This window comes from Candidatus Uhrbacteria bacterium CG10_big_fil_rev_8_21_14_0_10_50_16 (assembly GCA_002774875.1).
GTDB lineage: Bacteria > Patescibacteriota > Patescibacteriia > UBA9934 > UBA11717 > UBA11717.
The window spans coordinates 77,209-91,080 of the sequence record PCYM01000006.1 but is presented as its reverse complement, the minus strand read 5'-3'; the positions used below and the strand labels follow the sequence as shown (position 1 = coordinate 91,080).

Genomic DNA, 13,872 nt, shown 5'->3' with positions numbered 1-13,872 from the left:
TGCAAGCGAAAGCCTGCTGCGAAGAAAGCTGCTCCTAAGCGAAAGGCTGCTGCAAAGCGAAAGCCTGCTGCGAAGAAAGCTGCTCCTAAGCGAAAGGCTGCTAAGCGAAAACCCGCTGCAAAGCGAAAGAAATAGTTTTCTATCCCGGGATAGAACAAAAACACCCTCGATGCTTGTCAGGGTGTTTTTGCTTTCTAGCCTCTATTGTCCCTTATGATCTGGACAGATAAGGTTCTCAGCGATCGCAACCTCCTCCAATGTATTCACGCCAATGCCATGTTCTGGATCACAGTGAATTGTCTCCACACGCCGATCTTGTTGCAGCGCTCGTGCAATGAGATCTGTTAACAAATATTCTCCTTTTGCATTGTCATTTTGAAGCGCATCAATATTCGCCCACAACCAAGCTCCATCAAAACAATACATCCCATTATTTACCTCCGTGATCGTCTTCTCTTCCTCTGTGCAAAGTTTATATTCGGTAATCGATGCAACAAAACCCTGTGTATCACGAACGATTCTTCCCCAATGTAAAAACAACGATCGCCAACCATCATAATTCTGCAACTTCGTTGTAAGCATAGTAATGGTCGCATTCGATGCATCATGCTTTTCTACAATCTCTTTATACGTTATTGGCTTATACAGAGCGTGGTCTCCATAGGATACAAGAACCGTCTCGGCATCAAATAATTGGTCCTCTGCCACCATTACGGCATGTCCCGTTCCAAGTTGTTCGTTCTGAATCACAAACTCAGCACGATCTCCAACGTGCTTCATGAGATCCTCAAGATCATGACCCACAACAAGGGCCGGCTTTGAATCAACTCCACTTTCTGCAATCGCCTCCAAAATATAATCAATGATCGGCTTTCCACAAATTGGGACAAGTGACTTGGGCACTGTTGCTCCCATACGAGCCCCCTTGCCTCCTGCCAATATTAATACGCGTATATTCATAGTGAGGGTATTTTCTCATACTCTTATCAAAATAAAAAATGAGAGCGACCCGTACGGCCGCATTAGAGGAGGAAAAGGTTTGCACCATTCTCAAGCTGATCACACCAATCTTCTTGGGTTAGGGCGATCACTCGAATGCGCTCGTATAGCGCGTCGAAAACCGCTTCCGAGAGTTGAGGATCATTGATCAATTCGTCTTCCATGAGGCTGTACGTTCCTGCCACGTGTGTACCCTCAACAAGAAGTCGGTGTAATACTCCTACGGCAATCACGTGATCTGATAGAAGCACAACATCCTCATCGAGGCGCAAAACCTCCGTCAACACAGCTACCACGACGATTACCCAGGACCCCACCTGACAAGCATGCTCAAGCCGATCTCTCAGGTAATCGATAGCGTTCCCGGGTTGACGACGCACATCAAATCGCCCGCCGCCGGGATCAATGATTTTCATAACCCCCTCAATGTCAAAAGAAGTCATGCAACGAACAACGAATGTCCTGTTGGCCATCTCTCCTCCTTCTCTTAAGAGGTGTTCTTCTTTGAGATTAACACAAAATTGATAAATGTATAGGCGGGAACCTGTTGGCCCCGCCCACGTGTTGTTGGTCCGTTGTTTCTACGCCTTCGGAGGACCCTTGGAAACGTATCCTCCCTGTTCTACGTCAATGGTCCGCACGATCACCTCACACCAGGCCTTGGGCGAAAGGTGTTGTTTAACCCACGCGTCACAAACTATCGCCAGACACTCGGCAAGCTCTTGGCACAGCTGTGGAGTGCGTCGTATCATGTTCGCCTCCGCTCCAGTGACCTCTGCAAAGAGATCTGAGATGATCACTACCACCTTTCGCGTCATCTCCGGGGATGCGACCAGCTGATTCCCGTGCAGGAACACGGCCACAGCTTCCATACCTAGGCTCAAACCCCTTACACTCGCTACGGCGTCCTTGATCTGTCGCTCAAAACCTTCAAGTACTCCACTCAGGAGCACCGTTGGCAAGTTCCACGGAAGTCCATCAAGCATCACGTTCGGCATTGATTCTCCTTCTCACCGTTCATTGTGGCGATTTAAATCATCCTATCAGTCTGAATGATACGCGTCAACGCATCATACAAACAAAAAATCCCACCCGAGGGTGAGACATTTTGTCCTGGCGATGGCCTACTTTCGCGGCAAAGCCACTATCATCGGCGCTAAGAGGCTTAACTTCTGTGTTCGAGATGGGAACAGGTGTGACCCTCTTGCTTGAGATCACCAGGCATGTTTGAACCGGCAGACAGGACACGTAGAGTAGTGCCTCGCCTGATTCAAACAGGTCTAATGATCTCAGTTGTAACGATTGTGCTCAAAAGAACACAATCAATCATACAAGGAAGAGTTAAGTAAAGAAATTGTAACCACGTTTATAGATATCCTATACAGGATTCACCCACAAACGTCAACAAACAGCTCTGTGTGGTAATAGAGCTCGACCGATTAGTACTCCTCGGCTAAACATGTTGCCATGCGTACACCTAGAGCCTATCAACGTCCTCGTCTCGAACGGGTCTATAATGATGACTAATCTTGGGAATAGCTTCGCGCTTAGATGCTTTCAGCGCTTATCTAGACCGAACATAGCTACCCAGCGATGCTCTTGGCAGAACAACTGGTACACTAGAGGTTCGTCCACCTCGGTCCTCTCGTACTAGAGGTAGGCTCCCTCAGTCATCGACGCCCACAGCGGATAGGAGACCGAACTGTCTCACGACGTTCTGAACCCAGCTCGCGTGCCGCTTTAATTGGCGAACAGCCAAACCCTTGGGACCTTCTTCAGCCCCAGGATGCGACGAGCCGACATCGAGGTGCCAAACCCTGCCGTCTATGTGGACTATTGGGCAGGATCAGCCTGTTATCCCCGGAGTAGCTTTTATCCGTTGAGCTTCCGCCGTCCTATCTCGTACGGTCGGATCACTAACTTCTACTTTCGTAACTGCGCGACATGTACGTCTTGCAGTAAAGCTGGCTTCTGCGTTTGCACATTCAGCCCGATGTCCATCCGGGCTAAGCCAACCTTTGTAAACGCCTCCGTTACTCTTTAGGAGGCGACCGCCCCAGTCAAACTACCCACCAGCTACTGTCTCCGTCACCAGATTCATGGCAACAGATTAGGATTCACAAAACACAAGGGTGGTATCTCACTGGCGCCCGAAGGCTCCCACCTATACTGAACATGTGAGTCGTAAACCCAATAGCAAGCTGTAGTAAAGCTTCACGGGGTCTTTTCGTCCGGCTGCGGGAAAACGAGCATCTTCACTCGTACTGCAATTTCGCCGAGTACATCCTTGAGACAGTTCTCAGATCGTTATGCCATTCGTGCGGGTCGGAACTCGCCCGACAAGGAATTTCGCTACCTTAGGACCGTTATAGTTACGGCCGGCGTTCATCCGCGCTTCAGTCAAAAGCTTCTCTCCCGAAGGAGATAACCCTCTTCTTTAACGTTCGGACACTGGCCAGGCATCAGCCCCTATACATCACCTTACGGTTTAGCAGAGACCTGTGTTTTTGGTAAACAGTCGCCTGAGACCTTTCGCTGCGGCTCCCTATCTCCCGATAGGAAGCAGACCTTATCCCGAAGTTACGGTCGCTGTTTTGCCTAGTTCCTTAAGGATGTTTCTCTCGTTCACCTTAGTATACTCAACCCAACCACCTGTGTCGGTTTGCGGTACGGGTTTCTATTGTTTAGCCCTAGAAGCTTTTCTTGGACCTTTCTCCCTTCCCCTTGTCTACCGAAGTAGACTCGCGATCGGCCACGCCCTTATGTGAAACGGATTTGCCTATTTCACGGGAACGACCGCCCAACGTCATAGCCATAGGACGCGGGAAGCTCGAAAAACCGTCACTCCATCAGAAACAATAGAAAGTGCAGAAATATTAATCTGCTGTCCATCGGCTACGCCTTTCGGCCTCGTCTTAGGACCCGACTAACCCTGGGACGATTTACGTTGCCCAGGAAACCTTGGTTTTTCGGTGGGCAGGGTTCTCACCTGCCTTTTTGCTACTTATGCCAACATTCTCTCTTCCATACGCTCCACGCCGGGTCGCCCCTTACGCTTCAACGCCTATGGAATGCTCTCCTACCGCTCCTAGATAAATCTAGAAGCCCTCAGCTTCGGTGTATTGTTTAGCCCCGGTACATTTTCGGCGCAACGTAACTTGACCAGTGAGCTATTACGCTATCTTTAAAGGATGGCTGCTTCTAAGCCAACCTCCTGGTTGTATACGTCATGTCACCACCTTTTACACTTAACAATAACTTAGGGACCTTAGCTTGAGATCTGGGCTGTTTCCCTTTCGACCGATGGAGCTTCGCCCCCATGGTCTAACTGGCAGGAACATATGTGAGTATTCGGAGTTTGGCTGGGCTGGGTACCCGAAGGCCCCGAACCCAATCAGTGCTCTACCCCCCACATACTATTAACTGCCGCCAGTCCTAAAACTGTTTCGGAGAGAACCAGCTATTACCGAGTTCGATTGGAATTTCTCCGCTAACCTCAGGTCATCCAAGCGTGTTGCACGACGCAATGGTTCGGTCCTCCACGGCTTGTTACGGCCGCTTCAACCTGCCCAAGGTTAGGTCACTCGGTTTCGGGTCATGTAAACGCGACGAACGGGGGTTAACCCTCGCTTTCACTGTGGCTTCGCTCTATCGAGCTTAACCTGCCACGTCTACATACTCGTTGGCTCATTCTTCAATAGGAACGCCATCACGGACTAAATCCGCTTTGACTCTCTGTAGGCACACGGTTTCAGATACTATTTCAAACCCCTCCCGGGGTACTTTTCAGCTTTCCCTCACGGTACTTGTTCACTATCGATCAGGATGTGTATTTAGCCTTACCGCATAGTCGCGGCAGATTCCCACAGGATTTCACGTGTCCCGCGGTACTCAGGAACAAAACCATAGTAACGTGTCTATTTCGGATACAGGACTGTCACCCTCTTTGGTGCTCCTTTCCAGAAGCTTTTCCTATAAACAACATTATTCTATTGCTACTTTAGGGGTGTAGCTAGATTTTGTCCTACAACACCATATACACAACGGCCCCTGCCTTTCAACGTCGCACGCACCTAACCGAAGTTAAATACGGAACAACATTTTCATGTATATGGTTTAGGCTGTTCCCCGTTCGTTCGCCACTACTAAGGGAATGTATTAGACTTATTGCTTTTAGCGAGCCTATGTGACGAATCACATAAACCACTAAAAGCAAGTCTAACGTTATTTTCTTTTCCTCCAGGTACTGAGATGTTTCACTTCCCTGGGTGCCTGACGACTAGCTATATATTCACTAGCCGACGACGTGGCATTACCCACGCCAGGTTTCCCCATTCGGAGATCTCCGGATCAAAGGTTGTTTGAAACCTCCCCGAAGCTTATCGCATTCTACTACGTCCTTCTTCAGCACATCCTGTCAAGCCATCCACCGTATGCCCTTGATGCTCTATTACCACACAGAACTGCCGATTCATTCCTATTAAGATGAATCAGTGCGTGATCCTTTTGCAAGGAATCAAGCTGTCTATGTAACAATACTTTCGTTTTCTTTAATCTATTATGACCCGGACGGATCATAATAGAGTCAATGACTTTCTTTAACTCTTCACTTGTAATGATCATGTCTGACACCGGCGCGTTCGCGACGAGTGGTGCTGCATCGGGGTCAGAGAAGAATGCGGCAAAGCCGTACTCTTCTCTAGTCCAGATACGGACAGCAAGAAAAGGCGCGATCCATTTAGATCGTGTCGGAGGTCCCACGGGGACTCGACAAGGTATTCTTTAATTGTGTGCCCGGGGTTATGTGGGCATAACCTGAGCAGCAGAAGTAATTTCTGCAGGAGCGTTGAGTCCAACAACGTTTCCTACCTATCAACCAGAGGTTGAAAAGGGTTTGAAGAGATAGGCTTTAAATGGGACCGCCTTGTACGGTTCCCAAGCGTGGCCGCATTGTATACGACCCCTAAAAACCTGTCAAGTCTTTTGCTGGGGTGACCTTCTCCCCTGCCTTTCCACGGCTTTTCCACAGGGATTTCCACAGGTTCTGCACAGCAAAAACCAGCCTTGTGGCTGGTTACACAACAATATCAATTTCATCAAAGTCACTCGGAAGACTACTTCCCGGCTCTACGTTGCGATCATCAATCAAATCCAGAATTAACGGAAGCTCTTTTACCTCATTAAAATGTCCACCCGTCTCCAACTCCATTAGCTGACCGTGTAATAACTGCTCATGCTTCTGTGCATGGTTCAATGGAATTTTAACATCGTCTTGTGCGTGAATAATCACAAACCCCTGACTCTTCCATTCCACCGTGTCCCAATCCACGGGCGGTATAAAGAAGCTTTCAAACTTTTCTGATCCAATAAAGTACGGTGGAGCAATGAGAACAGTCGATTTTGGCGTACCCGTCATTTCCGCCTGCTCAAAATAATGTAATAACGCTACACAACCAATGGAATGGGCAATAAACATTGTATCCCCTCCTGGTTCGTGAATCGAGGTGTTGATTGCCTCCACCCAATCAGCACAATTTAATTCGTCGTCATTTGGAATCTCCGGTAACAAAACTTCATGGCCTCGATCGCGAAGTGCGCCAATTAACCACGGCCAAAAGCCGCTTTCAAAATCCGCTCCCAATCCATGGACTAATACAATTCGCATAGTAGGCGCAGCGTACCCAAGTCCACGGCGAGTGTCAACGCACAAACAGAAACCCACCGACGCGCGGTGGGTTTCGTGGATTTCAATTGAAGATGGTGGATGTACGTGGACTCGAACCACGGACCTCTGCAATGTGAATGCAGCGCTCTAACCAGCTGAGCTATACATCCTTCTTTATACAACAAGCCACTAGTAAAATTAGATATCTCTTTCAGCACAGAACAAAAAGGATCACATTGGATGCTATTTCGCTGAAGGTATGAGTCTCACAGAGAGTCGTACATAAACGTACGGCGGGCAAGAAACGCATGCGTAAAGTGAAAGATCGACAATTTGATACTTTTTGTGGTGGGCGAGGAGGGACTCGAACCCTCACACCTTGCGGCACTAGCTCCTAAGGCTAGCGTGTCTACCAATTCCACCACTCGCCCAACGGGGTGCAGCATAGCAGAATAATCGCCGGCGTCAACATCCTTCTAAAATCCTCTTGCTTGTGGATCGTTGGAGGTTGACAAAAAGACAAATGTAAACGAGCAAAATAATCCCATCTGCTACCCTTTATCTAGAACCCACCCAGCCTGGGACGGTTCTAGAAGTTACTAGAATCTAGTGGTGCTCACATACTACTGATAACTGATAAAAAATGGAGGCGGCCCAGGTTGGACCGCCAATGCATCGTCTAGTTGTTCAGAAGCTCTGCCAGCTGGCGCAGCAGGTCATCTGCCTTCGCAAGCTTCTCGTGATCCTTCGGTGCAGCCGCCAGGAGACGGTTCAGCTCTGAAAAGGCCGCCTCGCGAGCCACGAGCGTTTCCTCGCCCTTGCGCTTGGCTTCCTCAAGAAGGTCAGACGCTGCGTTGCACGACGCCAACAAGGTCTGTTGATGATCCCATGCTCGTTGCGATGTAGCACTCATGTCGTCAAAGACCGATCGTGCTTCAGTAAGCTGCTGCTCTAGAGCGGCAACATCTTCCTGTGCACGCCCAAGCCGCAAGTCAAAGCCAAGACACTCCCCTTCTGATTGCAGTACCTCTACCCGAACCAGATTGAATTGCTCCTCTGCTTCACGCTCCGAATCGCTCGCCTCTTGCAGCCTCTGCTCCATCCTGGCGAGCTCTACACGGGCAGCCGCCAGAGCACTCCCATGCTCAACGATCTCTGCCTGGCGAGACCTAAGGTTCTTCAGCAGCTGCACAGGATCCGGAGTGCTGACCTTGGCCACCGGTCTTGCGGTCGCGACCCCGTCTGGCACTCCACCCATGTCGGAGTCAGTGGCGGCCTCAGCCGCCGCAGCATCCTCCAGATCCTTCAGCAACCGACGCGCCCGCTTTGCTGCCGACTTGTGCGTCAGATGGTTCCAAGAACCATCTCCGTTGGTGTGCTGAACAAGCTGTTCGAATCTTGGCAGATCCACCACGATCCGACCATCTTCCAGTTCAAGCGCAACACCAAGGTTCAGGTATGCACGTGTGGCGTCATCTGCCTTTGCCCGGTCTCCGCCAAGACCACGTCCACCGTTGGACTTGATCCATGTCTTGAATGCGGAGTTGTCCGCAAACACAGGAACCACACCCAGCTTCGACAAAGCACGCAACGTTGTCTTCATCGCCAAGGGCGGGTTGCCTATGTGATAGCGCGTTGCGTGCGCCGCCTCAAATCGTTGTTCTGACATTACCCATCTCTCCCATGCCATGATTGGCATATGCTTCGTACCTGTTTTTTTAATTATTGTCAACCATCCCCACTCTATCCACAACCCGACCCTTGACACATAAAAAAACTGTGATGTAATGAAAGCACACGAGACAGCACTGCCATCTCGCCCACACAACACAACTCCCCACCAGTTTTTTTTGGCGGAGTTGTGTTTGTTTTAGGCGCAACGTATTTATCGACAGTACCTCGTGTTTCCTACTCTCCCTACGTCCCTACAAGGACACCTCATTCATAATGGATTCGCTATGCAAACCGTGCTTACACGTTTATTCGTGCTCGGACTTTTGGTCTCTGCGCCGTTTTCTGTATCGGCCGCCACCATTAATCTCTCAGATTGGAATGTGACCGCCACAGAAAGCGCCACGCACAAATTAAATCTTGCCGTGGAATACCTGGGCTCTGAAGACCTTGCACCCGCGCAGGATCCGATTGTCCTCGACGTAACGGCGCCACCAACCGATACGGTGGAAGCCGTGGTGACACCAACAGCGTCTCAACCAAACGATATTTTGATTAATGAATTTGTCAGCGATCCAATCGCCGGTCAAGAAGAATGGGTAGAGCTCTACAACAACACGGAACAGGAAATTAATCTTGTCGGTTGGTCGCTCGTTGATGGATCCGGCAAAGCAACGCTGCTAGATGGATCGATTGCATCTGAATCTTACGTCCTGGTGCATCAACCAAAGGGTGCGCTCAACAACAGCGGAGATTTGATTCAACTCTACAATGCGAGCCAGATTTGGATCGACGGTGTGGCTTACGGAGATTGGGAGGATGCCACAGCGTCTGCCGTCAACGATCCATTTTCTGTAGGTCGAGACTCTGCAAATGTATTTGTACAAATGGACCCAACGCCTGGAGAGCCAAACCGTGAACCAGTAGATGCGGCACAAACCGAGACGCAAAATGATGTCTCAATCGCAACAAGCAATGCCAACACAGACACCACACAAACAACAACACAAACAGATACGAGTTATGACAACGCTACGGGAGATGATTCGACAACAAGCACGAATACAACGTGCACAACGACAGAGTCTGCAGCAGTCACTTCGGATAACACTTCATCCGCAGACCCCTTCGTCCAGCTTAGTGACATTCGATCCTACCCCGCAGGAACCAAACTGCTAACGGAAGGGTTGGTTTCCGCGCTGCCGGGAGTTTTGGGCAAGCAGTTGTTTTATCTTGCAGGCTCTGGCGTCCAGGTGTTCTTGTATAGTGCAGACTTTCCAACGCTTCAACGAGGAACCCGCGTACGTGTGTCGGGAGAATTGACCGATGTTCAAGGAGAGACACGCCTCAAAGCATCACAGACGTCCGATATTCAAATAATGAGTCAGGAGGACGCACCGCAACCGCATGATGTTACAAGCACACAGGTAGGGGAAGAGACGGAAGGCTGGCTTGTGCGCCTTACCGGATCTGTAACAGAGAAGAGTTCCGGTGAGTTAATGCTCGCCGACGCCAACGGAGAGATCCATGTGGTAATCAAACCAACAACTGGCATTGCCATGTCCTCCAATGTGGGAGACACACTGACGGTTACCGGCGTTGTAAGTCAGACAACTTCCGGCTACCGTCTCTTGCCTCGTGATCAACAAGATATCGTGGTACGTACAGAAGCAGAAAATCAAGATCCCGCCGTCGCTGGAACACTTGGCTCAAGCGGAGGAGGAGGTGCAGGAATCGCTTTGTCTGGTGCAGCGCTTCTGTCCATGGCCGGGTCTGCAGGCGTGTACTATCTACGTAAGCGTGCGGCGGCAAAACTCGTAACCGCATAATATGCCCGAGAAGAAAACCTTTAAATCGGGTGAGGAGGTGCGCACCGAAATCACGCAAAAGTTTAACGCCCTCAATGTAGATGCATCCGTTCAGCAATCAATCCTAGATCTTGTTTTAGAAGAAAACAGACAAGCATGGATCCGAGGAAAAGAATACGGATGGACCAAGGCGTGGAATTGGAAACGGAAAAAAGAAGCGCAATCCGCGTAAAACAAATCCCCTGCACCGTGTGGTGTAGGGGATGTTTGTCTTTATGACAATCGTCCAATTACTTGATCCACCGTAAGTTCCTCAATCTCCCCCGTGGAACGCGGACGTAACTCCACAAAACCTTCAATCGCCCGGCGTCCAACGGTTACGCGATACGGCATACCAAGCAAATCCGCATCGGCAAACTTCTCACCCGGGCGCTTGTCACGGTCATCGAGCAACACCTCAATACCTTTTGCTTGTAGTGCACGATAGATCTGTTCCGCAATCGTTTTCTGCGTTTCATCCTCCCAACTAACCGGTACAATTTGCACCAAGAACGGCGCCACGAATTCTGGCCAAATAATTCCTGCGTCGTCATGATGTACTTCCACAATAGATCCCATGACACGCGATGGACCAATGCCGTAAGACCCCATAATAACCTCCTTCATTTGCCCATCGGCGCCCTGCACCTTTAGGTCGATCGCCTTAGAGAAGCGTGTCTCGAGCGGAAAGATATTCCCCACCTCAATCGATTTTTGAATCGTGTACTTGTCTGTATTCTCCCAATCCGCCTCATCTACGACCTCCTTATTCAGCACGTCACCCGTTTGTTTATCGGTATAAATCATATCTTCTCCAGACTCTGCGGGCACCTGAAATTCGTGCGAAAAACGCTCCGTAAAATCTCCGCCCGATGCCTTGGCAATAACCGCTTCAAGCCCGCATCGTTTGTAAACATTCAGATATGCTTCCTTGGATCGTTCGTAATATTCCGCAAATCCCTCTTGATCCAAATGGAAACTGTACAGATCCTTCATGGAGAACTCGCGTCCACGCAGCAAACCCGACTTAGCTCGTGGCTCGTTTCGGAACTTATCTTGGATTTGATACAGCGTGATTGGGAAGTCTTTGTACGACGTAACCTGCTCTTTTACAAGCGGAGTTATGAGATCCTCTGCCGTGCATTGAAGTGCGTATTCCTTTTTCCCGGCACCCTCTAATTTAAACAAGACGTCGATCGAATTCCATCGCCCCGTAGCCACCCATGGATCCTTTGGCGACAACATAGGAATGGAGATTTCTTGGCCGTCGATCGCGTTCATCTCCTCACGGACAATCTGTTTGATTTTATCGAGTACACGTAAGCCGAGGGGCAGATAGGTGTAGATCCCTGCCGCCATTTGACTCACAAATCCACCTTGCAACAACAGCCGCGCGTTTGCCGAATCGGCGTCTGAAGGCTTCATCTTATTGGTTTTTCCAAATAATTTTGAATAATACATAAATATCTCTAATGGAACATGAGATTAGTTTAAAACAAAAAACAGTCGTAGTACCCCGAAGGGACGGCGCGTATAGGTGTAAACAATATTCTTTGCCGTGTTCTTCATAGATATACAATAGCGTTCATTCTCCCTCCTGGCAAGATCGTTGACAGTCCCTGCCCCATATGACAAAATCTTGTTTGGTGGTGGACGAGTGTGAACACGTCGACCGCAGGTTGATCTCAGACTCCGACCCGGTGCGGGCGCAAGAAAAACGGAGCAAGATCATAACTCGTCCACCACCACCTACCGAAACGCGGGAGCCCCAAGGCTCTCGCTGTTCTTTTTTCTCCTATTTATCCACCAAAGATCCTTTACAAATGCACCAACGGGCGTACAGTTTACGTGGGGCCGGGGGCGAATGACAAACACGCTGTTCCCTCTACCGGAACGGAGAGACGAGTCGCACCTAAAGGCGAGCTCGAATTGGCGAGGATTCTGCCTCTCTCTTCCGTGTACGGATACAGTGACGGTTTCTTGTGTGGTCAGGCTAGCTCACACCCCATACAAGCGATCGATTTTCATCTCCCCGGACCCCTACTTCCTTCCCGGTGGCGCCCTCGTGGTTGCCGCCTTCTTTTATTTATTCTGTTTAACGATCAATTCTTCTAATATCGCTTTAAACAATGCACGTTGGTTCTCCGCAAATCGCGCATCTTTAATCTCTACCAAGTATTGCGGAGAGGAGGAGAGAACAAACATCACCACATATTCCCCCATGACCCACGTCGTAGCTGAGAATTTGATATTCTCTTTCCAAAATGTCATTTTGCGATCCGGAATCGTGCTCATAGCCACACGCTTCTCTGCCTCTGAATCATTGCTCAAAAGATTAAACTTCATACCTTTTGGGCTACGACCCCAATACCACTCAATCCAATCCGCATATTGTTCCGCGAGCGCCTGTTCTTGGAATCCCAAATATAATCCGTCGGTTTCCATGATGCTTCTATCCCATTCAGGCGAACGACTGTAAAGAAAATCTTCTAATTTTTCTTCCGTAATAAATTGGATCTTTGGTACGGCATACTGAGCCTGTCGCGAGATATCTTGCACTGCCGCCATGGCTTGATTCACGACGTCCTTCTCTTTATCAAGTTCTTTTTGCTTACGTCGAACTGTTCCGGCAAGGCTATCTGCGCTCGAAGCAATGAGAAAACGCTGCTTTTGACCTAAATCCTCTGCAATCACTCCCCTTTTAATGAGTTCCTTTGCGAGAGAATAAACTGTTGTACGGTTTATTCCCGTAACTTCTGCTAATTGAGCAGGAGTAATCTTTCCGTGTTTTTGCACGCCTAAATACACTTCTGCCTCATTTTTACTAAATCCTAGCTGAAAGAGCAGTGTTTCTAAGGTTTTTGTGTCTTCTGCCATGTTCCCAGGATAGCATGTTGTTGAGATTTCGTCAACACATTATTCTTTGTTGGCTAATGTTGGCTTATTATTGCGTTGATCAACCATTGACAAGGAGAGACTTTTCTGGTATAACGTAAGCAAGATCAAGCAAAGCAACAGCCAAGCCTCTGGTCTTAGGGAATGATCCCGCAACTGCCACACAGTGGCACGGAGGAACAAATGGAATCACTTCGCATTCTGGTTATTGACGACAGCCCCCGACACCGGGAGTCCGCAAAGCAGACGCTGGCCGAGCATGAGCTCACGATTGCCTCGTCCTTCAAGGAGGCTATCTCTCTCCTGACGTACACGGGATCGTGGGATCACTACCTGGAAGCGAAGCGCGAGGCAGGTCTGACAAGACAGAGTCCGAACTACGAGCAGGTGGACTTTGAACTCCTGCAGCAGTTTGCACCACCGAGCTTCGACGTGGTCCTTACGGACATGGAGCTTCCCGTAGAGAAGTTCAGTTACGAGGAGGTTCGTCCTGGCGAAACGGCGCCGCTTGGGCTCATTCTGGCAATGTTTGCCGGCTATGTTGCCGTCCCTTACGTGGCAATGGTTACGGACGCCGGGCATCACGGAACGGCCATGGCAAGTGCGTTGGGTCTCATCGGACGCAGACTCTTCGAAGAGCCGGCGTCCGCCCCAAGCTTCAAAGTCAACGGCTCGCGGGTCCAGTACGTACATGCGCCGCTCACCGAAGAAGGTGGCAAGGATTGGGGACAGGTCCTCAAGGATCTCCTCAAGTAACACACCTTCCGCCTGGTCCACTCACTCCCTTCCCGTCGG

General features: G+C 49.6%; 11 protein-coding genes, 2 tRNA genes and 2 rRNA genes. 4 read left to right on the top strand and 11 right to left on the bottom strand.

Annotated features, from left to right (window positions below):
- Window positions 1–135: histone (locus COV06_03470; GenBank protein PIR47530.1), on the top strand; the 135-nt coding region annotated here is incomplete at its 5' end.
- A 66-nt stretch (window positions 136–201) separates the two neighbouring features.
- On the opposite strand, the gene COV06_03465 is transcribed toward COV06_03470, so the two are convergent.
- The 9 genes from COV06_03465 to COV06_03425 all read right to left on the bottom strand — a co-directional run bounded on the left by COV06_03465 (window position 202) and on the right by COV06_03425 (window position 8,333).
- Window positions 202–960 carry a hypothetical protein gene (locus tag COV06_03465; protein PIR47484.1) on the bottom strand — a complete coding sequence of 253 codons (759 nt, stop codon included), beginning with the start codon at window positions 958–960 and terminating at the stop codon, window positions 202–204.
- 62 nt (window positions 961–1,022) lie between these two features.
- Window positions 1,023–1,442, bottom strand: a complete 420-nt coding sequence (locus COV06_03460; protein ID PIR47483.1) for a hypothetical protein — start codon at window positions 1,440–1,442, stop codon at window positions 1,023–1,025.
- Window positions 1,443–1,580: 138 nt separating this feature from the next.
- Window positions 1,581–1,997, bottom strand: a complete 417-nt coding sequence (locus tag COV06_03455) for a hypothetical protein (protein PIR47482.1) — start codon at window positions 1,995–1,997, stop codon at window positions 1,581–1,583.
- A gap of 113 nt (window positions 1,998–2,110) precedes the next feature.
- Window positions 2,111–2,221: ribosomal RNA gene (rrf, locus tag COV06_03450) — 5S ribosomal RNA — on the bottom strand.
- 195 nt (window positions 2,222–2,416) lie between these two features.
- Window positions 2,417–5,443, bottom strand: a 23S ribosomal RNA gene (locus COV06_03445).
- Between the two features lie 630 nt (window positions 5,444–6,073).
- Window positions 6,074–6,664, bottom strand: a complete 591-nt coding sequence (locus COV06_03440) for a hypothetical protein (GenBank protein PIR47481.1) — start codon at window positions 6,662–6,664, stop codon at window positions 6,074–6,076.
- Between the two features lie 93 nt (window positions 6,665–6,757).
- Window positions 6,758–6,834, bottom strand: a tRNA-Val gene (locus tag COV06_03435).
- Between the two features lie 176 nt (window positions 6,835–7,010).
- Window positions 7,011–7,095 (bottom strand) — tRNA-Leu (locus tag COV06_03430).
- Window positions 7,096–7,343: 248 nt separating this feature from the next.
- The gene (locus COV06_03425) at window positions 7,344–8,333 is read right to left on the bottom strand and encodes a hypothetical protein (protein ID PIR47480.1); all 990 of its coding nucleotides are present in this window, start codon (window positions 8,331–8,333) and stop codon (window positions 7,344–7,346) included.
- 289 nt (window positions 8,334–8,622) lie between these two features.
- Between COV06_03425 and COV06_03420 the strand changes: the two genes are divergently transcribed.
- Together COV06_03420 and COV06_03415 are read left to right on the top strand one after the other, a co-directional pair.
- Complete coding sequence (locus COV06_03420) at window positions 8,623–10,164, top strand: hypothetical protein (protein ID PIR47479.1); 1,542 nt, start codon at window positions 8,623–8,625, stop codon at window positions 10,162–10,164.
- A gap of 1 nt (window position 10,165) precedes the next feature.
- Window positions 10,166–10,375 (top strand): hypothetical protein, encoded by a 210-nt coding sequence (locus COV06_03415; protein PIR47478.1) that lies wholly within the window; start codon window positions 10,166–10,168, stop codon window positions 10,373–10,375.
- A 41-nt stretch (window positions 10,376–10,416) separates the two neighbouring features.
- Here the strand turns inward: COV06_03415 and COV06_03410 are convergent, their stop codons facing one another.
- Window positions 10,417–11,643 carry a hypothetical protein gene (locus tag COV06_03410; protein ID PIR47477.1) on the bottom strand — a complete coding sequence of 409 codons (1,227 nt, stop codon included), beginning with the start codon at window positions 11,641–11,643 and terminating at the stop codon, window positions 10,417–10,419.
- 621 nt (window positions 11,644–12,264) lie between these two features.
- Window positions 12,265–13,059 (bottom strand): hypothetical protein, encoded by a 795-nt coding sequence (locus COV06_03405; protein ID PIR47476.1) that lies wholly within the window; start codon window positions 13,057–13,059, stop codon window positions 12,265–12,267.
- A 162-nt stretch (window positions 13,060–13,221) separates the two neighbouring features.
- Here COV06_03405 and COV06_03400 point away from each other — a divergent pair, with 162 nt between their 5' ends.
- Window positions 13,222–13,833 (top strand): hypothetical protein, encoded by a 612-nt coding sequence (locus tag COV06_03400; GenBank protein PIR47475.1) that lies wholly within the window; start codon window positions 13,222–13,224, stop codon window positions 13,831–13,833.
- Window positions 13,834–13,872: the final 39 nt, after the last annotated feature.